We start from the raw sequence: 20,208 nt of genomic DNA, 5'->3' as shown, positions 1-20,208 counted from the left end.
CGGCGTCCGCGGCTCAGAGGGCCGCGGCGACGGAGCGTCCGACGGTGCGCCCGCTGAAGAGGCAGCCCCCGAGGAACGTGCCCTCGAGCGAGTTGTACCCGTGCATCCCGCCCCCACCGAAGCCGGCCACCTCGCCGGCGGCGTAGACGCCGGGAAGCGGCTCCCCGCCGGCGCGCATGACCCGTCCGGCCAGGTCGGTCTCGAGCCCGCCGAGGGTCTTGCGCGTCAGGATGTTGAGCCGCACGGCGATGAGCGGGCCCGCCTTCGGGTCGAGGATCCGGTGCGGCGTCGCCACGCGGATCAGCCGGTCGCCGCGGTAGCGGCGCGCGCCCCGGATCGCCGTGACCTGGGCGTCCTTGCCGAAGTCGTTGGTGACCTCGTTGTCGCGGGCGACGACGGTGGCTCGCAACCGGTCCTCGTCGACGAGGTCCTCGCCGGTCAGGGCGTTCATGCCACGGACGAGCTCACCGAGGGTGTCGGCCACGACGAAGTCCTCGCCGTGCCGCTTGAACGCCTCGACCGGCCCCGGCGCCCCGGCGCGGACGCGTCCGAGCACCTGACGGACGTCCTTGCCCGTGAGGTCGGGGTTCTGCTCGGAGCCGGACAGGGCGAACTCCTTCTCGATGATCTTCTGGGTCAGGACGAACCACGAGTAGTCGTGCCCCGAGCGCATGATGTGGCCGAGCGTGCCGAGCGTGTCGAAGCCGGGGAAGTACGGCGCCGGGAACCGTCGCCCGGTCGCGTCGAGCCAGAGGGAGGAGGGCCCGGGCAGGACCCGGATGCCGTGGTCGTCCCAGATCGGGTCCCAGTTGCGCAGGCCCTCGGTGTAGTGCCACATCCGGTCCGGGTTGATGACGCGGCCGCCGGCCGCCTCGGTGATGCCGAGCATCCGGCCGTCGACGTGCGCCGGGACGCCGGCCACCATGTGGCGCGGCGGGGCACCCAGGCGCTCGGGCCAGGCCTTGCGGACGAGGTCGTGGTCGCCGCCGATGCCCCCGCTCGTCACGACGACCGCCTGGGCGGTGATCTCGAACTCGCCGACGACGTCGCGGTTCGTCGGCCGCCCGCGCGGCGCGTCGTCCGGGGCGAGGACGGCCCCGCAGACGCCGGACACGACCCCACCGGACTCGACGAGCTCGTCGACGCGGTGCCGGAAGGCCAGCGTGACGCGCCCGGCCCCGACCCCGGCCCGCACCCCGCGCTCGAACGGCTCGACGACGCCGGGGCCGGTGCCCCACGTGACGTGGAAGCGGGGGACCGAGTTGCCGTGGCCCTCGGCCCTGCCGTCACCACGCTCGGCCCAGCCGACGACGGGGAAGAGGCGGTGGCCGAGGTCGTGCAGCCACGACCGCTTCTCGCCGGCGGCGAAGTGCAGGTACGCCTCGGCCCACTTGCGCGGCCAGAAGTCCTCGTCGCGGTCGAACTGGGCCGACCCCATCCAGTCCTGCGTCGCGAGCTCGAGGCCGTCCTTGATGCCCAGGCGGCGTTGCTCCGGCGAGTCGACGAGGAACAGGCCCCCGAAGCTCCAGAAGGCCTGGCCCCCGAGGGACTGCTCGCCCTCCTGGTCCACGAGGACCACCCGCTTGCCCGCCCTCGCGAGCTCCGCGGTGGTGACGAGGCCGGCCAGGCCGGCTCCCACGACGACGACGTCGGCTTCCATGGACCGAAACCTACCGTCGCGTCGGTCGCGGCCCCACGTCTCCGGTGCACGAGTGGGTACGAACCACGTCGGAGGCACCCGTCCGGACCGAAGGAGCACCATGACCGACGTCACCGGGACCGGGCCGGCCGGCGACGCGAGGCTGCACGTGCAGGACTCCGACGGCGACGGCCGACCCCTCGTCCTGCTCCACGGCTGGCCGCTCGACGCGGACTCGTGGTCCGAGCAGGTGCCGGCCCTGACGGGCGCCGGGTTCCGCGTCGTCGCGTACGACCGCAGGGGCTTCGGCCGCAGCGACAAGCCGCGCGGTGGCTACGACTACGACACCTTCGCCGACGACCTCCACGGCGTCCTGGAGGCCCTCGACCTGCGGGACGTGACGCTCGTCGGGTTCTCGATGGGCGGCGGCGAGGTGGCTCGCTACCTCTCGCGCCACGGGACCGAGCGCGTGCAGAGCGTCGTCCTCGCCGCCGCCGTCACGCCCTACCTCCTGCGGGGACCGGACAACCCCGACGGGCCGCTGACCCGCGACCTGGCGGCCGAGCTCGAGGAGGGGTACCAGCGCGACCGCGACGCGTTCTTCCGGACGTTCATGACCGGCTTCTTCTCCGTCGACGGCGAGCTCACCGTGGGTGAGGACGTGCTCCGGACCGCGCTCGACCAGTGCCGGCTCTCGGACGAGCACGGCGCCCTCGAGGCGATGCGGGCCTGGGCCACGACCGACTTCCGCCCGGACCTCGCCGCCGTCACCGTGCCGACGCTCGTCCTGCACGGCGAGGGTGACGCGACCGTCCCGTTCGGCGGGTCCGGCCGGCGGACGGCGGCCGCGATCCCGCACTCGACCCTCATCGCGGTGCCGGACGCGCCGCACGGCTTCAACACCAGCCACGCGCAGGAGTTCAACGAGGCGTTGCTCGCGTTCCTCGTGCGATGACCGCGCCGCTCTGCCGCAGGCGAATCCGCCTGCGGCAGAGTCGTGCCGCAGTCCGCGGCGACGGGGCCCACGCTGGTGGCATGACCGACACACTCGCACCAGCAGCCCTGGACGACCAGCTGTCGATGCAGCTGCTCCACCAGCGGATCATCGTCCTCGGGGCGGAGGTCGACGACCCCATCGCCAACCGGATCACGGCCCAGCTCCTGCTCCTGTCCGCCCGCGACCCACGCGCCGACATCAGCCTCTACATCAACAGTCCCGGGGGTTCGGTCACGGCCGGCCTGGCGATCTACGACACGATGCGCGTGATCCCCAACGACGTGTCCACCCTCGCCCTCGGGTTCGCCGCGTCGATGGGGCAGTTCCTGCTGGGGGCCGGGACTCCCGGCAAGCGGTTCGCGCTGCCCAACGCGCGGGTCATGATGCACCAGCCGTCGGCCGGCATCCAGGGCACCGCGGCCGACGTCGAGGTGCAGGCCAACAACCTCAAGGCCGTCAAGCGCCGCGTCAACGAGCTGCAGGCCGAGCACACCGGCCAGAGCGTCGAGCAGATCACCCACGACAGCGAGCGCGACCGGTGGTTCAGCGCCGAGGAGGCCGCCGCGTACGGCATCGTCGACCACGTCGTCGCGTCGCTGTCCGACGTCCGGCCCCAGGGCGTGGAGCGGAAGGTGGGCCTGCGATGAGCAGCTACACGATCCCCTACGTCGTCGAGCGCACCCCGGCCGGCGAGCGCAGCTTCGACATCTACAGCCGGCTGCTCCAGGAGCGGATCATCTTCGTGGGCACCGAGATCGACGACGGCGTCGCCAACGTCGTCATGGCCCAGCTGCTCCACCTCGCGGACGTCGCCCCCGAGCGCGAGACCGCGCTCTACATCAACAGCCCCGGGGGCTCGTTCACCTCGCTCATGGCCATCTACGACACGATGCAGTTCGTGCCGACGCCGGTCGCGACGTACTGCCTCGGCCAGGCCGCCTCAGCGGCGGCCGTCCTCCTCGCCGCGGGCGAGCCGGGTCGCCGGTTCGCCCTCAAGCACTCGAGGGTCCTGCTGCACCAGCCCTCCGCCGGGGGGCAGGGGACGGTCAGCGACCTCGCGCTGCAGGCCGACGAGCTGCTCCGCGTCCGCTCGCAGGTGGAGGACGTGCTGAGCCGGCACACCGGCCGGTCCGTCGAGCAGCTGCGCGTCGACACCGACCGCGACAAGGTGCTCACCGCGACCGAGGCCGTCGAGTTCGGCCTCGTCGACGGCGTCGTCGAACGGGCCGAGGAGGCCCGCCTGGCACCGGCGGGCTGACCCGACCGGCGAGCGGGCCGGCCGCGCCCGGGCTCAGGACGCGAGGACGAACGAGGCCCGGGTGCCGCTGGCCGGGGGACGCGCCGGCGCCAGCGGCGCGGCGTCGGCGCGCTGGTGCTCGATGCGGTTGGTGAGGTCGAGGACCGGCGCCACGGTCGTCTCGGCGGTGAGGTCGAGCAGCTGCCGGTGCGCCGCCCCGATGAGGTGGGTGATGCTCGAGCCGAGGGCGCGGCACACGGCGTCGAGGACCTCCGAGGACGGTTCCTTGAGGCCGCGCTCGACCTCGGAGAGGTAGGCGACCGAGATGCCGGCCTCACCCGCCACCTCGGCCAGGGTCCGACCCTGCCGGAGGCGCAGGCCGCGGATGAGGCCGCCGTAGACGTCGCGCAGCAGGGGCGTGCGGCGACGTGGGCGGGGCCGGCCGGGGCCGGTGGTGGCCGCGTCGCTGGGACGGGCGCCGGCGACGGGCCGTGCGGGTCGTCCGGGTCGTCCGGGTCGTGTGGTCATCGCGGTCTCCTGTCGTCGGTGCCGTGGCGGCGACGCCTGCTGCCAGCGTCGCATCCACAGCCGCCCGGGACCGAGCGCTCGACGTACGCCTACGGCGAAACGGCGGTCGACAGGGGTGGGCAGCGGTCGGCAGGAAACATGTTGACGCCGTCCACTCCCGCCCTAGGCTGTCGGTGTCGGGGCCTACCGTCGGTCCCGTCACCAACCACTCGGGAGCCCCTCACATGACCCTCGCCGACACCGACCGTCCACCTCGCCCCTCCCACCACGGCGGGGCTCCGGCCATCGAGGCCGAGCACCTCGTCAAGCGCTTCGACGACATGACCGCCGTCGACGACGTCTCCTTCACCGTTCCGCAGGGCACCGTCCTGGGTCTGCTCGGCCCCAACGGGGCCGGCAAGACCACCACGGTCCGCATGATGACGACCCTGACCGCCCCGACGAGCGGCACCGCCCGGGTCGCCGGCCACGACGTGCGCACCGAGCCCGAGGCCGTCCGCCGCAGCATGGGCCTGACCGGCCAGGCCGCCACCGTCGACGAGATGCTGACCGGCCGCGAGAACCTGCGGCTCATCGGTTCGCTCTACGGCCTCGGCCGCCCGGACGTGCGGCGCCTGTCCGACGAGCTGCTCGAGCGGTTCTCGCTCGCCGACGCCGGCGACAAGGTCGTCAAGGAGTACAGCGGCGGCATGCGACGCCGCCTCGACCTCGCCGTCAGCCTCATCGCCGCGCCGCCGGTGCTCTTCCTCGACGAGCCCACGACCGGCCTCGACCCGCGCAGCCGCGTCGAGCTGTGGGAGGTCCTGCGCGGCCTCGTCGCCGACGGCACGACGCTGCTGCTCACCACCCAGTACCTCGAGGAGGCCGACCAGCTCGCCGACCGCATCGTCGTCATCGACCACGGCCGCGTCATCGCCGAGGGCACGCCGCTCGAGCTCAAGGACCAGTCCGGCCAGGCGGCCATCGTCCTGACCGTGTCGCACGCCGACCAGCTCGAGGAGGCACGCGCCCTGCTCGCCTCGCACGTCAGCGAGGTGCACGTCGACGCCGCCGCGCGGCAGCTCACGGCACCGGCCGAGGGCCTGGCCGACATGACGCGGGTCGCGGCCCTGTTCGACCGCAGCCAGATCGTCCTCGACGACCTCGGTCTCAAGCGCCCGAGCCTCGACGACGTCTTCCTGCGCCTCACCGGCCATCGCGCCGAGCAGGACGCCGACGCCGATGCCGACGCCGACGGCGGCCCGACCGCCGAGAAGGGGGAACCGCTGTGACCCAGTCGTCCACCACCACCACGACGACCCTGCCCTCCCGGGCGGCCGCGCCGCGGCTGCATCCGCCCGGCCTCGCGCACCAGGTCCGGATGATGGTCTGGCGCAACCTCAAGCACACGAGGCGCCAGCCCGAGATGCTCACCGACGTCACGATCCAGCCGATCATGTTCGTCGTGCTGTTCGCGTTCGTCTTCGGCGGCTCGATCCGCACCGACAGCGGGTCCTACCGCGAGTGGCTGCTGCCCGGGATCATGGCGCAGACGATGGCCTTCTCCTCGTTCATCGTCGCCAACGGCCTCAACATGGACCTCGAGAAGGGCATCATCGACCGGTTCCGGTCGCTGCCGATCTCACGCGCCTCGGTGCTCGTCGGGCGCAGCGTCTACGGCATCATCCACTCGAGCATCGGCATCTTCGTCATGTCGATGACGGGGCTCGTCATCGGCTGGCGCATCCGCCACGGGGTGGGGCACGCCGTGCTCGCCTTCGCGCTGCTGCTGCTCTTCGGGTTCTCGATGATCTGGATCGGCATCCTCGTCGGCTCGGCGATGCGCTCGGTCGAGGCCGTCAACGGCCTCATGTTCACGACGATGTTCCCGATCACGTTCCTGGCCAACACCTTCGCCCCGACCGAGGCGATGGTGCCGTGGCTTCGCTCGGTGGCCGAGTGGAACCCGATCAGCTCGCTCGTGCAGGCGATGCGCGAGCTGTGGGGCAACGTCCCGCCGGCGCCGCCGAGCGCGTCGTGGCCCCTGCAGCACGCCGTCGTCGTGTCGGTCGGGTGGTCGCTGCTCATCACGGCCGTCGTCGCGCCCCTCGCGATCCGCGCCTACGCCCGCCGCACCAAGGACTGACGCACGCGGCACGCCGGGCACGCCCGGTACGGACGTCGAACGGCGCGGTCCCCTCGGGGGCCGCGCCGTTCTCGCCGGGTCGGGGGACGGTGGTGTTCTTACTTGACCGAGCCGCTCATGAGGCCGCCGATGAAGTAGCGGCCGAGCAGGATGTAGACGAGCAGGGTGGGCAGCGACGCGAGGAGCACGCCGGCCATGATCTGCGGGTAGCTCGGGTTCTGGCCACCGGCGAGCTCGTTGAGCGCGTAGGTCACCGGGCCGTTGTTGCGGTTGGTGAGGAACAGCGCGAAGAGGAAGTCGTTCCACGCCGAGGTGAACTGCCAGATCATCGTCACGACGAAGCCGGGCACCGAGATCGGCAGGACGACCGAGAAGAACGTGCGGAACAGGCCCGCGCCGTCGACCTTGGCCGCCTCGAGGATCTCGCTCGGCAGAGCCGTCGCGTAGTAGTTGCGGAAGATGAGCGTGCAGATCGGGATGCCGAAGATGACGTGGACGGCGATGAGCTTGGCGATGCCGTCGAACCAGGAGAAGCCCGGCGTGGCCTGCACGTCGAGGAGCATGCCCTGCAGCGGGATCATGACCGCCTGGTAGGGGATGAACATCCCGAACAGGAACAGCGTGAAGACGACGGTCGCACCCGGGAAGCGCCACTTGGAGAAGACGAACCCGTTGACCGAGCCGAGGGCCGAGGACAGCACGGCGACCGACACGGCGAGGATGACGGAGCGGAACAGCGGCGGCGACAGGGCCGCCCACGCCGAGGACCAGCCCTCGACCGACAGGTTCGTCGGCAGCGACCACGCCTGGCTGGCCGTGACGTCCGCGCTGCGCTTGAAGCTCGTGACGAGCAGCACGTACAGCGGCAGCAGGATCGCGACGAGGAACAGCAGCAGCAGGCCGTAGCGGACGGTCCGCCCCCACGCCGTGCCCTCGGTCCCGGGCGCCCGGCCCGTCGAGCGTCGTGACGGGATGGGTTCACCGACGGTGCCACCGCGTGCGCCGGGAGGGGCCGGCGCGATCTCGTTCGTCGTGGCGGTCATCCCCGCGTCTCCTTCTCCGTCTTGTTCGTGTAGATGAGGTAGGGCACGACGACGACGGCGACGAGCAGCAGCAGGATCGTGGCGTTGACCGCGGCGGCGGTCGGGTTGTTCTGCTGGAACATCTGGGTCCACATCATCGTGGCCGGCACCGAGGCCTTGTACGAGTTCTGGCCCGCGATGGCGTAGATGAGGTCGAACATCTTCATCGACATGTGGCCGATGATGATGAGCGCCGACAGCGCGATCGGCGACAGCTGCGGGAACAGCACGTGGCGGTAGAGCTTCCACTCGCTGGCGCCGTCGATGCGGGCGGCCTCGCGCTGGTCCTCGCTGATGCCGCGGAAGCCGGCGAGGAACAGGGCCATGACGTACCCGGACAGCTGCCAGATGGCCGGGATCGCCATCGCCGCCATCGAGAACGCGCTGGAGGACTGCCACCACGCGCTCTGGAACCGTTCGAGCCCGAGCATCGCGAGCAGCTGGTTGAGGCCCACGGCCTGGTCGCCCTTGCCGGGCGAGAGCAGCCAGCGCCACACGACGCCGGCCGCGATGAACGAGATCGCCATCGGCAGCAGGTACACCGACCGGAAGATGCCCTCGGCGCGCACACCCTTCTCGAGGAGCACGGCCCACAGGAGGCCGAAGAGCATGGTGCCGGCGACGAAGACGACGGTCAGGACGAGCAGGTTGAACAGGGCGTGCTTGTAGTCGTCACTGCCGAGCAGCTTCGAGTAGTTCTCGAGGCCACCCGGGTTGGTGACGCGCTTGCTGGCTCGGGTCACCGTCCGGTCCAGCGACGTCGCGACGTTGCGACCGATGAGCCAGTAGACGAAGACCCCGACGAGGATGATCGACGGCAGCACGAGGAGGAACCCCGGCAGCCAGTCCTTGGTCTTGCGCATGGAAGGTCCTTGCTGGGAAGGGTGGGGCGCTGGAGGTGCCGGCCGGCCGGCGCGGGCACCCGCCCCGAGGGGAGGGCGACCCGCGCCGGCCGCACCGGCGTCAGCCGACGAGCACGGGTGCGGCGTCAGCCGAGGTTCTTCTTCGCGGCGGCCGCCAGGTCGCTCACGAGGGTCGCGTCGTCCCGGCTCCCGTAGAACTTGCTGATCGCGGTGCTGATGTCCGCGTTCCACGCGAGCGACACGGCGGCGCCGTGCGCGATCGACGAGACGATGGTGTTGGACTTGAAGGCGTCCATCGCGGCCTGCTGGTACGGCGGGAAGCCGTCCTTGGGCACGTCGGTGCGCGCCGGGATCGAGCCCTTGGCCAGGTTGAAGGCCTTCTGGCCCTCGGCCGAGCCGATGAGCATGAGCCAGTCCTTCGTGCCGCCGGGGTTCTTCGCGCCCTTGGGGAGCGTGAAGGAGTCGGCGAGGAAGTCGAAGACGCCGTCGGTGCCCGGGGTCGGGAACCACGTCCAGTCCTGGTCCTGCTTCTTGCCCTTGTCCGCGAACTCCGCCACGGCCCAGTCGCCCATGACGTTGTAGGCGGCCTTGCCGTCGATGACCATGTCGGTCGCGACCGGCCAGTCGTCACCGTCGGAGGCCGTGTTCGTGTACGTCAGCAGCTTCTTGTAGTCGGCCGCTGCCGCCTTGACCTCCGCCGAGTCCCACTTGGTGTCGCCGGTGAACAGGCCGTTGTACTTGTCCGCGCCGAGGTCGGCGATGAGGACGTTCTCGAACAGCTGGACCTGGGTCCACGTGCCCGAGACCGACAGCGGTGTCGAGACGCCCGAGGCCTTGACCTTGTCCATGTCGGCGATCCAGGACTTGATGTCCTTCGGCGGCTGGTTGACGCCGGCCTTCTTCAGCACCGCGACGTTGGCCCACACGACGTTGGCCCGGTGGATGTTCGAGGGCACGGAGTAGATCTTGCCGTCGACAGTGAGCCGGTCGAGCAGGTTCTTCGGGAAGACCGACTCGCCACCGAGCGCCGTGATGACGTCGTTGACCGGCTCGATCTGGTCGGCGTCGATGTAGTCGGCCAGCTCGGCGCCGGCGTGGCCCTGGAACGAGTCCGGTGGCTGGTTGTTCTGCAGGTCGGACGCGAGCTTGGCCTTCGCGTTCGAGCCCGCGCCACCGGCGACGGCCAGGTTGACGAACTTGTCGTTGGGGTACTTCTCCTTGAAGAGCGCCTCGAGCGCGTCGAGACCCTTCTTCTCCGAGCCGGCCGCCCACCACGTGAACACGCCGACGTCACCTCCGGCACCGCCGGCCTTGGTCGCGAGCGACGTGCTCGCGCCGCCACCGCCGGACCCGGCGCCGCCGGTGTCGTTCGTCGCGCCCGACCCGCAGGCGGCGAGGGCGACGGCCATGACCCCCGCCATCGCGACGGCTGCAACAGCCCTGTTGCGCATTGATCCTCCTTGTTGGTTCCGACGCCCCGACCGGTTGGTGGTCCGGACGCTCGGTACGTTGCCGGTGCCCCCTCCGGGTCCGGCCCGTTGTGGTGCCGCGGTCAGGCGGCGGGAGTGCCGTCCGGCGGCATGCACCGGATGACGGTGACGTCACCCTCGACGCGGACGCGGCCCGCGCCGTGGGGGACGAGGAGGACATCTCCCCTGCTGATGTCCATCGATGCGCCGCCGCCGTCGTCGGCGCCGGTCACGAGGGTCCCGTGGCCGTCGACGACGACGGTGACGGCGAACGCCGCCTCGACGGTGACCGGCTCGGAGCCGGTCGGCCGGACGACCTGCGCCCGGAAGAAGGTGTCGGCCTGCTCGGGGAGCGCGCCGCCGGCGCCGGCCACGTCGGACCACCGTCGTCGCAGGCCGGCGAGGGCCTCGGGGCCCAGGGGCCCCCGGTCGACGCTCTGCAGCGCGAGCCCGCGCTCGAGGCCGAGGAAGGCGTGCTCCTCCTCGAGGCCGAAGCGTTCGTGCTCGAGCATGACCGACAGGTCGGTGGGTTCCTGCAGCTCGAGGACGAGGACGCCCTCGCCGATGACGTGCGGCTGCCCCGCGGGCACGAGGATCGCGTCGCCGCGGCGCACCTCGAGCGGGTTGAGGGCGGCCAGCAGCTGCTCGTCCTGGGCCTCGACGAGCTCGGCGAGCCGCTCGGGGGAGACCTCGTCGCGGAACCCGAGCCACACGCGGGCCCCGGGCTCGGCGTCGAGGACGATCCAGGCCTCGGTCTTGCCGTTGTCGCAGTGCAGGTGGGCCTTGGCGAAGGCGCGGTCCGGGTGCGAGTGGACCGGCAGGCGCTCCCCGCTGTCGAGCAGCTTGGTCAGCAGGCCGGGCACGACGCCGTACGCCGCGACGTGCCCCGCGCCGAGCCACTCCTGCGGGTCGGCCTCGAGCAGGCTCGGCAGGTCGGCGCCGTCGTCGAGCCGCGTGACGCCGCCGCCACCCTCGGCGAACAGGCGCGTCGTCGAGGCCAGCCAGTCCTCCGGGCGGTGGCCGTCGAAGCCGTCGGGCACGGGGAGACGACGGAAGGCGAGGATGCGCTCGCCGCCGCGGTAGAACCGGTGCGGCGTGTTGACGGGCAGGTGCCTCGGCCGGAGGTGCTGGGTGGTGGTCATCGGTGGGTTCCTCGGTTGCCGTCGCGGCGGACGCCGGACGCGCGGACGATCAGACGCGTCGGCATGACGACGGTCTGCGGTGGGGACTCGTCGCCGAGCAGCCGGGCGAACAGCTGCTGGGCCGCCTTCTGGCCCATGGCGGCCGGGTCCTGGTGGACCACCGTCACGGGCGGGTCGATGAGCTCGGCGAGCTCGAAGTCGTCGTAGCCGACGAGCGAGAGGTCGGCGTGCAGGTCCCGGACCGCGAAGAGTGCCGCGAGGGTGATGCGGTTGTTGCCGGTGATGAGCGCGGTGATCGGCTCCGGGCCCGCACTCCACCGCGTCAGGACGTCGCGGACGGACGCCACCGAGTGGGGGCCCATGACGACGCGCGCGGGACCGGGCAGGCCGAGCGCCTCCTGCGTGGCGACGAAGGACTCGCGACGCTGGCGGGCGGTCCAGAAGCCCGGGTCGTCGCCGAGGAAGGCGATGTGCCGGTGCCCGTGGGCGACGAGGTGCTCGATGGCGCTGCGGACGCCGCCCTGGTTGTCGCTGAGGACGGTGTCGCGCGGGGTGCCGCGGACGGGGCGGTCCATGTAGACGATGGGGGTGCCGCTCGCGTCGATCTCGGGGTCGGCCGAGGCCGCCTCGCTCGCGGGCACGACGACGATGCCGTCGACGCGTCGGGCGATGAGGGCCTCCAGTGCGGCACGCTCGCGGCTCGGCGAGCCCTCGGCCGAGGCGGTGATGAGCTGGTGCTGGCGGATCCGCGCCTCGCGCTCCACGGCCGCCCCGACCAGCGAGTAGAACGGGTTGGCGAGGTCCTCGACGACGAGCCCGATGGTGAAGGTGCGCCCCTGGCGGATGAGACGCGCGCCGTCGTGGCGTCGGAAGCCGAGCCGTTCGATGACGGCGCGGACGCGCTCGGCGGTGTCCGGCCGCACCCCGGGCTCGTGGTTGACGACGCGTGACACCGTCTTGACCGAGACGTGTGCCTCGGCCGCCACGTCCGCCATGGTGGGGCGGGTGACTGTCCGGTGGTCAGACAACGCTGTCATGCCGCCATCTGAGCAGATGCAGCGGAGCCCGGGCAACGGGATGGGGCCGAAAGAGGCGGCGGTCGGGCAGTTCCTGTCCGATTGGCTGTCCCGGCCGGACAAGAACGGTCTGCACCGTTGACGACACTCGTCCCCCGGGGCAAGTCTCGCGGGGTCTTGCACCGCTCAGCTCAAGGACGAGCACGGAGGAACCGATGGGTTTGACACCTGGGATCCAGAGAGGCGCCGTCGCCATGGCGCTCCTGGTCACCTCGACGATGGGGGCCGTCGCCGGACCGCCCCGCGCAGCGGCGGCCCCCGCCGACACCACAGGCAGCTTCACGACCTCCTTCGAGGCCGGCGACCCCCAGCCGGCGTTCTCGACGGTCGAGGTGGGTCCCGACGGGCCCCGGCAGAAGAACGTCACCGGCACGGTCAGCGTCGACGGCAGCCTGCTCGGGCAGGTCACGGCCGTCACTGCCAGTGCCGAGAACTCGCCGGGTGAGGTGGCGGCGAACCTCGCCGACGCCAACCCCGACACGAAGTGGCTCGCCTTCGCCCCGAGCGGCTGGGTCCGCTACCAGCTCGCGTCGCCGGCCACGGTGGTCCGCTACTCGCTGACGTCGGCCAACGACGCGCCCGAGCGCGACCCGAAGGACTTCACGCTCCAGGGCTCGGCCGACGGCACGACGTGGACCGACCTCGACCGGCGCACCGGCATCGACTTCTCGGGCCGGTTCGCGACGCGGACCTTCTCGGTGGCGACCCCGCGCAGCTACGCGTACTACCGGCTCGACGTGACCGCCGTGCACTCGGGCGGCATCGTGCAGCTGGCCGACTGGGACATCTCCGACGGTTCGACCGGCACGGGTCCGGCGACGCCGATGGTGACGAAGGTCGGCTCGGGGCCGATCTCCGGCTTCAACATCAAGCCCCTCGTCGGCTGGACCGGCGTCAGGGCGCTGCGCTACTCCGGTGGCCACACCGCCGACGGCCGCGGCTACGCCTGGAACCGCCTGTTCGACGTCGACCTTCCCGTCAACCCTGCAACTCGCCTGTCCTACAAGGTCTTCCCCGACATGGTCGCGGGCGACCTCAGCTACCCGTCGACGTACAGCGCGCTCGACCTGCGCTTCACCGACGGGACGTACCTGTCCGACCTGGAGGCCACCGACGCCAACGGTGTCGCGGCGAGCCCGAACGGCCAGGGCAGGGGCAAGATCCTCTACGCCAACCAGTGGAACTCGGTGTCGGTCGACGTCGGCAGGGTCGCCGCCGGCAAGACCATCGACCGCATCCTCGTCGGCTACGACAACGACACGGCGAAGAAGGACACCCGCTTCGGCGGCTGGATCGACGACCTCGACGTCGCGGCCCACCCGGCCGCGGTCGACGCGTCCGACCTGACGAACTTCGTCGACACGCGTCGGGGCACCAACGCGTCGGGCAGCTTCTCGCGCGGCAACAACCTGCCGATCAGCGCGCTGCCCAACGGGTTCACGTTCTTCACCCCCGTGACCAACGCGAACTCGCAGTCGTGGGAGTACTACTACCAGTCGGCCAACAACGCCTCGAACCTGCCGGTGATGCAGGGCCTGGCGATCTCGCACGAGCCCAGCCCGTGGATGGGTGACCGCAACCAGCTGTCGGTCATGCCGTCGGCGACGACCGGTATCCCGACCGGCAGCGCGTCCGGTCGCTCCCTCACCTTCGACCACCGGACCGAGGTGGCCCGGCCGGACTACTACAGGGCCGTGCTCCAGGGCGGCCTCGTGTCGGAGATGACGCCGGCCGACCACGGCGGCGTCTACCGGTTCACCTTCCCGTCCGGCACGGCCAAGGGCAGCCTCGTCCTCGACACCGTCGACGACAACGGCACGTTCACCGTCGACGCCGCGGCCGGCATGGTGACCGGCTGGGTCGACAACGGCAGCGGCCTGTCCGCCGGCCGCAGCCGGATGTTCGTCTACGGCACCTTCGACCGGCCCGCGACCGCCGCGGGCACCGCCCCGAACGGGCACGCCGGCACGCGCTACGCCTCGTTCGACACGAGCACGGACAAGACCGTCGTTCTCAAGCTGGCCACGTCGTTCATCTCGCTCGACCAGGCGAGGCGCAACCACGCGCTCGAGCTGGCCGCCCGCGACTTCGACGCCGTCCACGCGGCCGCGAACACGGCGTGGAACGACCGGCTCGGCGTCGTGGGCGTCGAGACCAACGCCGACACGGACGCCGACACGCAACGCACGACGCTGTACTCGAACCTCTACCGGCTCAACCTCTACCCGAACAGCCAGTTCGAGAACACCGGCACTGCAACGGCACCCCGGTACCAGTACGCGAGCCCCGTTGCAGCCAAGTCCGGTTCGGCAACCGCGACGACGACCAACGCCGCCGTCAAGGACGGCAGGGTCTACGTCAACAACGGCTTCTGGGACACCTACCGGACCGTGTGGCCGGCCTACAGCCTCCTCTACCCGGAGGTGGCGGCCGAGATCGCCGACGGCTTCGTCCAGCAGTACCGCGACGGCGGCTGGGTCGCCCGGTGGAGCTCGCCGGGCTACGCGGACCTCATGACCGGCACCAGCTCGGACGTCGCCTTCGCCGACGCGTACGTCAAGGGCGTCAAGCTGCCCGACGCGCTCGGCACCTACGACGCCGCGCTGAAGAACGCGACCGTCCTGCCGACCTCGAGCGCCGTGGGCCGCAAGGGCCTCGACACCTCGATCTTCCTCGGCTACACGAGCACGAGCACCGGCGAGTCGGTCTCGTGGGGTCTCGAGGGCCTGGTCAACGACTCCGGCATCGGCAACATGGCGGCCAAGCTGGCCACGGACCCGGCCACCCCGGCAGACCGCCGTGCGCAGCTGAAGGAGGAGTCGCAGTACTTCCTCGAGCGGGCCACGCACTACGTCAACACCTTCAACCCGAAGGTCGGGTTCTTCCAGGGCCGGGGGCCCGACGGCAGCTTCCCGGCGACCTTCGACCCCGAGGCGTGGGGCGGCGACTACACGGAGACGAACGGCTGGAACTTCGCCTTCCACGCGCCGCAGGACGGCAACGGTCTGGCGAACCTCTACGGCGGTCGCGACGCCCTCGCGAAGAAGCTCGACACGTTCTTCGCGACGCCGGAGACCGCGACGAAGCCCGGCGGGTACGGCGGCACGATCCACGAGATGCTCGAGGCACGGGACGTCCGGATGGGCCAGCTCGGCCAGTCCAACCAGGTCTCGCACCACATCGCGTACATGTACGACTGGACCGGCCAGCAGTACAAGACGGCCGAGAAGGTCCGCGAGATCCTGCGCCGTCTCTACGTCGGCACCGACACCGGCCAGGGCTACCCCGGCGACGAGGACAACGGCGAGATGTCGGCGTGGTACGTCCTGTCCTCGCTCGGCCTCTACCCCCTGCAGGTCGGCTCGTCCCAGTGGGCCGTCGGCTCGCCGAAGTTCTCGCAGGTCACGGTGCACCGCACGCAGGGCGACCTCGTCGTCAACGCACCGGGCAACTCGGAGAAGAACCTCTACGTCCAGGGCCTGACCGTCGACGGCCAGAAGCAGAAGTCGGTCTCGGTCGACCAGTCGCAGCTGGCCGGTCCGACGCGGCTCGACTTCGCGATGGGGTCCGCGCCGTCGGACTTCGGCGCCCGGGCCCAGGACGCCCCGCCGTCGCTGACGACGGGCACCGAGGCCCCGAAGCCACTGCGCGACATGACCGGTCCGGGTCGTGGCACCGCGTCGGCAACCGGGCTCGCGGACGGTGCCGAGGCCGCGAAGCTCTTCGACGACACGTCGCGCACCTCTGCCGCGTTCGCCTCGGCCACGCCGACCGTCACGTTCGACCTGTCGGGCGTCGGGCAGCGGGCCACGTGGTACACGATCACCTCCGGCCCGGCCGCGGGCGACCCGTCCGCGTGGCGCGTCGAGGGGTCCAAGGACGGCGGCACGACGTGGCGCACGCTCGACACGCGCACCGACCAGTCCTTCCCGTGGCGGGTGCAGACGCGTCCGTTCCGGCTGGCCGACACCGGCACCTACACCTCCTACCGTCTCGTCGTCACGGCGACGAAGGGGGCGGCGGCGCCGAACCTCTCGGAGGTCGAGCTCCTCACCGACGGCTCGAAGGCGGAGAACACCGGCATCAAGGTCACCGCCGGTCCGGCGTTCGAGACGTCCGAGGACACCGCGTGGACCGGCACCGTCGGCACCTTCTCCGGTGGCGTCGGCCAGGGCCAGGACCCGTCGGCCACCGCCACGGCGACCATCGCCTGGGGTGACGGCTCGAGCTCGGACGGGACCATCACGGCCGGCGACCTCGGGTCCTTCACGGTCCGCGGCAGCCACACGTGGGCCGAGCCGGGCTACTACCAGCCGAAGGTCACGGTGACGACGGCGAACGACAGCGGCTCCGCCCTCGGCGGCGCCACGGTCCACACGGCGTCGGTGCCCTCGTACGCGGCCGGGTTCGACTCGGTCTGCTTCGGCAACGTCGGCGACTCCGTCCCGTGCGACGGCGACCGGGCGGGCCTGTCCCGTGAGGCGCTCGCGGCGGCGGGCGGTGTGCCCGGCACGCTGCTCACCGTCCCGGGGACGGACCTGAGGTTCTCGATGCCGGGCATCCCGGTGGGCCAGAAGGACAACGCGACGGGCGCCGGGCAGACCCTCGAGGTCTCGCTCGCGCCGGGTGCGACGAAGCTGTCCCTCATCGGCACCGCGACGCAGAGGGACCAGGACACCACCGCGACGGTGCGCTTCACCGACGGCTCGACCACGAGCTACCCGGTGCAGTACGGCGACTGGTGCGGCTCGCCCCGGTTCGGCAACGTCGTCGCGATCCAGATGGCCTACCGCCTCAACGGCACGAGCACGGACAGCTGCCACGCCACGCTGTTCGCGACCGCCCCGCTCGACATCCCGTCGGGCAAGACGGTCCGGTCCGTCACGCTGCCGACGCAGACCGGTGACCCGGCCACGGCCGGCCGGATCCACGTGTTCGCCGTGGCGGACAACGGTTCGGCGATGCAGGTGAAGCCGGGTGCCGACGTGTCGGCCTCGGCGGGTGCGGCCACCGACGTCGCGCTCTGCTCGGTGGGCGGCGGTGTGCCGGACGGCCGGTACACGGCCCGCGTCCAGTGGGGCGACGGGACCGTCACGGAGGACGCCACGGTCTCGGCACCGGGTGCCGACGGCGTGGCCACGATCAGCGGGAAGCACACGTGGGCCACGGCCGGCACCTACCGGGTGCGGGTGCTCGTGTCCGACTCCCGCTCCGACGTCCTGGGGACGCTGACGGTCACGGTGCGCTGACGCGACCGGCCCAGCACGTCGGACCGACCGGCCCGTCGACGGCCACGAGCCGTCGGCGGGCCGGCCGCCCGTGCCGAGCGGGGTCAGTCCGCAGCGAGGAACGGTCGCACGGCGGCGAGGAAGCCGTCGGGGTCGGTGGCGTGGACGAGGTGGCCGCCGTCCACGCGCACCAGACGCCCGGCGGGCAGGGTCCGGGCCAGCTCGGCGACGTGCTCGGCCGGCATCGGGCTCGACCGCCCGCCCCACACGACGAGCGCGGGGCAGCGGACCGAGCGCGCCACGTCGGCCCACCCCGGGTCGGGGTCGTCGATCTGCGCCCGCACCTGCAGGACCATCTGCCAGTCGAACCCGGGGTCCGTGTCCGGCCGGGCCGGCGGGTTCGGGGTGCGCGGGTACGGCAGGGGGACGTCCTCGAGGACGAGCCGACGGACGCGTCGGGGTTCGGTGGCCGCGACGAGGAGCGCGACGAGGCCGCCCATGGAGTGCCCGACGACGTCGTAGGCGTCGGCATCGGCGAGGGCCGGGACGGTGCCGGCGACGGCGACCGCGTCGGCGGCCATCTCCTCGAGGCGGTAGGAGCCCGGACGGCTGCTGCCGCCGTGGCCGCGGGCGTCCGGCGCGACGACGGACCGGTCGGTCCGCAGGTCGGCGGCCACGCGGGCCCAGTCGAGCGAGGACTCACCGGTGGCGTGGAGCAGCAGCACGGGTGGGGCCGCCGCCGGGGCCGCCGTCGGGGCCGCCGCCGGGGCCGCCGTCGGGGCCGCCGCCGGGGCCGCCGCGGAGCTCCGTCGGGACCACGTGCGCACGAGGACGTCGGCGCCGCGGAGGGCGACGAGCGACTCACCGTCGGGAGGTGGGTCGGCAGGTCGGTCGGGGGGTGCCACGCCAGGAGTCTCGCAGCCGTCCGGGTGTGAGCGGGCGACCACGCCTGACGCGACCGGTGCGGCGCGTCAGGCGGGGCCGCCCCGCCCCTCAGTCGACCTGCGTGTAGAGGCTCTGCTCGACGGTGCCGAAGTAGGGCCCGTACATGACGTCCTTCTCGCCGCGGTAGCCGAACGAGTTGAGCGAGTTGAGCTGCCCACCGGTGATCCAGCCGCCGCCGGACGAACCGCCGGTCATGCTGCACGGCAGCCGGTTGTCGGTGGAGCCGCGGGTGTCCATCGTCGTCGGGCCGCTGCACCGCCACAGCGTCTGGCCGTCGTAGGGGCTGGCCTGCGGGTAGCCGTACGCGTCGAAGGTGCGGCCGTAACCGAGGTTGAAGGCGATCGGGTACGAGCCGCCGACGGTCGCCGAGAGGGTCTTGCCGCCGAGCGGGTTCATGACGGCGAAGCCGATGTCGTGGTTGAAGTCACCGCTGGTGCGCCAGGCGTCGGTCGTCAGCAGCGATGCCGCGGTGAACGTCCCGTAGGGACGGACGCCATTCTCGTACTGGGGCACGAAGGCGAAGTTGGTGACGTAGGCGTCCGGGCCCTCGTTGACGCAGTGGCCGGCGGTCGTGACGAGCGAGCCGCTCGAGCTTCTGGGTCACCGTGCCGGAGCAGACGTAGTTGAGGCCCTTCTCGGTGAAGAAGACCTTGCCGAACAGCGGCGAGGCCGGCACCTGCACCGCCTGCGCGCCGCTCGTGCCGCCGCCGGGCTTGCCCTTCGCCGCGACGTACGTGTTCTCGCGGGGGATGGCGCTCTTCATGCGGGCGGTCGTCCAGTAGGCGAGGACCCGCTGCTGCTCGGCCGGCGTCGTCGCCGCCGGGTGCGGCGTCGGGGTGCCGCGCGTCGGGGCGTGCCCGGTGCCGGAGGCGGTGGCCCCCGGGGCCGCCGTGAGCGAGAGGACGAGGGCGCCGGCGCCGAGGGCACCTGCCACGAGTGAGCTGATCCTGCGCATGGAGCCTCCTGGGACGGATCGGCCGCCGGACGATCCCCCGAGGACGGTCCTAGCCAGCACGGTACGGGCAGAAGGGTCCCCCGCGGGTCAGGTTCGGGTCAGGAAACGGTCACCCGACCCGGTCGCGCAGCCACGAGATGTCGGCGGCCTGCCCCGCGACACCGCCCGGGGTCTCGCAGACGACCGGTGCGCCGGCGGCGCGGACGACGTCGGCGAGCGCGTCGCCGTCGATGTGGCCCGAGCCGAAGTTCGTGTGCCGGTCGGCCCCGGAGTCGAACTCGTCGCGGGAGTCGTTGGCGTGGACGAGGTCGATGCGGCCGGTGATGGCGCGGACCTGGTCGACGACGCTGCCGAGGTCGTTGCCGCCGGCGTGCGCGTGGCAGGTGTCGAGGCAGAAGCCGACGTTCTCGCTGCCGGAGGCCTGCCCGACGGCGTCCCAGAGGCGGGCGATGGCCTCGAGCCGACGCGCCATCGCGTTGTCGCCGCCCGCGGTGTTCTCGATGAGCAGCGGCACCGGCAGGTCGAGGCCGTCGATGCACTTGCGCCAGTTGTCGAAGCCCGTCGCGGCGTCCTCGTCGGCGCCGAGGTGCCCGCCGTGCACGATGACGCCCTTGGCGCCGATCTCGGCGGCCGCCGTGAGGTGTTGCTGGAGCAGCTTGCGGCCGGGGATGCGGATGCGGTTGTTGAGGCTCGCGACGTTGATCGGGTACGGCGCGTGCACCCAGAGGTCGATGCCCGCGGCCGCGGCGTCCGCCTTGAGCGCCTCGGCGCCGCCGGCGTACCGGACGACCGGGCCCTTGTAGCTCTGCGGGTCGCCGAGGAACAGCTGCGAGAGCGAGGCTCCCCGGGCCTTCGCCTCGGCGATCGGGTCCTCCTGGTCGACGTGCGCACCGATGTGTAGGGCCATCCCCCGAGCGTAGGC

At 72.0% G+C, this 20,208-nt stretch carries 17 protein-coding genes; 6 read left to right on the top strand and 11 right to left on the bottom strand.

The genetic code is table 11. The features are described from left to right. Nucleotides 1-13: 13 nt before the first annotated feature. Complete coding sequence (locus AC1VM9_RS06900) at nt 14-1,660, bottom strand: FAD-binding dehydrogenase (protein ID WP_483121970.1); 1,647 nt, start codon at nt 1,658-1,660, stop codon at nt 14-16. A 100-nt stretch (nt 1,661-1,760) separates the two neighbouring features. Between AC1VM9_RS06900 and AC1VM9_RS06895 the strand changes: the two genes are divergently transcribed. The 3 genes from AC1VM9_RS06895 to AC1VM9_RS06885 all read left to right on the top strand — a co-directional run bounded on the left by AC1VM9_RS06895 (nt 1,761) and on the right by AC1VM9_RS06885 (nt 3,894). After that, nucleotides 1,761-2,594 carry an alpha/beta fold hydrolase gene (locus AC1VM9_RS06895; protein ID WP_483121968.1) on the top strand — a complete coding sequence of 278 codons (834 nt, stop codon included), beginning with the start codon at nt 1,761-1,763 and terminating at the stop codon, nt 2,592-2,594. An 80-nt stretch (nt 2,595-2,674) separates the two neighbouring features. Further along, nucleotides 2,675-3,283, top strand: a complete 609-nt coding sequence (locus tag AC1VM9_RS06890; protein ID WP_481338982.1) for an ATP-dependent Clp protease proteolytic subunit — start codon at nt 2,675-2,677, stop codon at nt 3,281-3,283. Further along, nucleotides 3,280-3,894: a ClpP family protease gene (locus tag AC1VM9_RS06885; protein WP_481338980.1), complete on the top strand. Its 615-nt coding sequence runs from the start codon at nt 3,280-3,282 to the stop codon at nt 3,892-3,894. The genes AC1VM9_RS06890 and AC1VM9_RS06885 overlap by 4 nt, the downstream gene beginning before the upstream one ends. A gap of 33 nt (nt 3,895-3,927) precedes the next feature. On the opposite strand, the gene AC1VM9_RS06880 is transcribed toward AC1VM9_RS06885, so the two are convergent. Continuing rightward, nucleotides 3,928-4,401 (bottom strand): helix-turn-helix domain-containing protein, encoded by a 474-nt coding sequence (locus tag AC1VM9_RS06880; protein WP_483121966.1) that lies wholly within the window; start codon nt 4,399-4,401, stop codon nt 3,928-3,930. A 224-nt stretch (nt 4,402-4,625) separates the two neighbouring features. Between AC1VM9_RS06880 and AC1VM9_RS06875 the strand changes: the two genes are divergently transcribed. After that, the gene (locus AC1VM9_RS06875) at nt 4,626-5,672 is read left to right on the top strand and encodes an ATP-binding cassette domain-containing protein (RefSeq protein ID WP_483121964.1); all 1,047 of its coding nucleotides are present in this window, start codon (nt 4,626-4,628) and stop codon (nt 5,670-5,672) included. Further along, nucleotides 5,669-6,526, top strand: a complete 858-nt coding sequence (locus tag AC1VM9_RS06870) for an ABC transporter permease (RefSeq protein WP_483121962.1) — start codon at nt 5,669-5,671, stop codon at nt 6,524-6,526. Before AC1VM9_RS06875 ends, AC1VM9_RS06870 begins: the two co-directional genes overlap by 4 nt. Before the next feature lie 98 nt (nt 6,527-6,624). On the opposite strand, the gene AC1VM9_RS06865 is transcribed toward AC1VM9_RS06870, so the two are convergent. From AC1VM9_RS06865 to AC1VM9_RS06845, 5 genes are all read right to left on the bottom strand, one after another. Next, nucleotides 6,625-7,569: a carbohydrate ABC transporter permease gene (locus AC1VM9_RS06865; protein WP_483121960.1), complete on the bottom strand. Its 945-nt coding sequence runs from the start codon at nt 7,567-7,569 to the stop codon at nt 6,625-6,627. Beyond that, nucleotides 7,566-8,471 carry a carbohydrate ABC transporter permease gene (locus AC1VM9_RS06860; RefSeq protein ID WP_481338970.1) on the bottom strand — a complete coding sequence of 302 codons (906 nt, stop codon included), beginning with the start codon at nt 8,469-8,471 and terminating at the stop codon, nt 7,566-7,568. Before AC1VM9_RS06860 ends, AC1VM9_RS06865 begins: the two co-directional genes overlap by 4 nt. Nucleotides 8,472-8,596: 125 nt before the next feature. Further along, the gene (locus tag AC1VM9_RS06855; RefSeq protein ID WP_481338968.1) at nt 8,597-9,922 is read right to left on the bottom strand and encodes an ABC transporter substrate-binding protein; all 1,326 of its coding nucleotides are present in this window, start codon (nt 9,920-9,922) and stop codon (nt 8,597-8,599) included. Between the two features lie 101 nt (nt 9,923-10,023). Then, complete coding sequence (locus AC1VM9_RS06850) at nt 10,024-11,082, bottom strand: class I mannose-6-phosphate isomerase (protein ID WP_483121958.1); 1,059 nt, start codon at nt 11,080-11,082, stop codon at nt 10,024-10,026. Next, on the bottom strand, nt 11,079-12,077 hold the full coding sequence (locus tag AC1VM9_RS06845) for a LacI family DNA-binding transcriptional regulator (RefSeq protein ID WP_481338964.1): 999 nt from the start codon (nt 12,075-12,077) through the stop codon (nt 11,079-11,081). The genes AC1VM9_RS06850 and AC1VM9_RS06845 overlap by 4 nt, the downstream gene beginning before the upstream one ends. Before the next feature lie 236 nt (nt 12,078-12,313). Between AC1VM9_RS06845 and AC1VM9_RS06840 the strand changes: the two genes are divergently transcribed. Further along, the gene (locus tag AC1VM9_RS06840; RefSeq protein WP_483121957.1) at nt 12,314-17,407 is read left to right on the top strand and encodes a GH92 family glycosyl hydrolase; all 5,094 of its coding nucleotides are present in this window, start codon (nt 12,314-12,316) and stop codon (nt 17,405-17,407) included. Nucleotides 17,408-17,490: 83 nt separating this feature from the next. Here the strand turns inward: AC1VM9_RS06840 and AC1VM9_RS06835 are convergent, their stop codons facing one another. The 4 genes from AC1VM9_RS06835 to AC1VM9_RS06820 all read right to left on the bottom strand — a co-directional run bounded on the left by AC1VM9_RS06835 (nt 17,491) and on the right by AC1VM9_RS06820 (nt 20,193). Continuing rightward, entirely contained in the window at nt 17,491-18,291 is an 801-nt protein-coding gene (locus AC1VM9_RS06835; RefSeq protein WP_483121956.1) for an alpha/beta fold hydrolase, read from the bottom strand. Between the two features lie 88 nt (nt 18,292-18,379). Beyond that, complete coding sequence (locus AC1VM9_RS06830) at nt 18,380-18,844, bottom strand: trypsin-like serine peptidase (RefSeq protein ID WP_483121955.1); 465 nt, start codon at nt 18,842-18,844, stop codon at nt 18,380-18,382. Further along, the gene (locus AC1VM9_RS06825) at nt 18,756-19,286 is read right to left on the bottom strand and encodes a hypothetical protein (RefSeq protein ID WP_483121953.1); all 531 of its coding nucleotides are present in this window, start codon (nt 19,284-19,286) and stop codon (nt 18,756-18,758) included. Before AC1VM9_RS06825 ends, AC1VM9_RS06830 begins: the two co-directional genes overlap by 89 nt. A 109-nt stretch (nt 19,287-19,395) precedes the next feature. Further along, nucleotides 19,396-20,193: a deoxyribonuclease IV gene (locus tag AC1VM9_RS06820; RefSeq protein ID WP_481338956.1), complete on the bottom strand. Its 798-nt coding sequence runs from the start codon at nt 20,191-20,193 to the stop codon at nt 19,396-19,398. Nucleotides 20,194-20,208: the final 15 nt, after the last annotated feature.

The organism is Monashia sp. HAY1-11D, from assembly GCF_056868035.1.
This window is presented reverse-complemented; position numbering and strand designations above follow the sequence as displayed.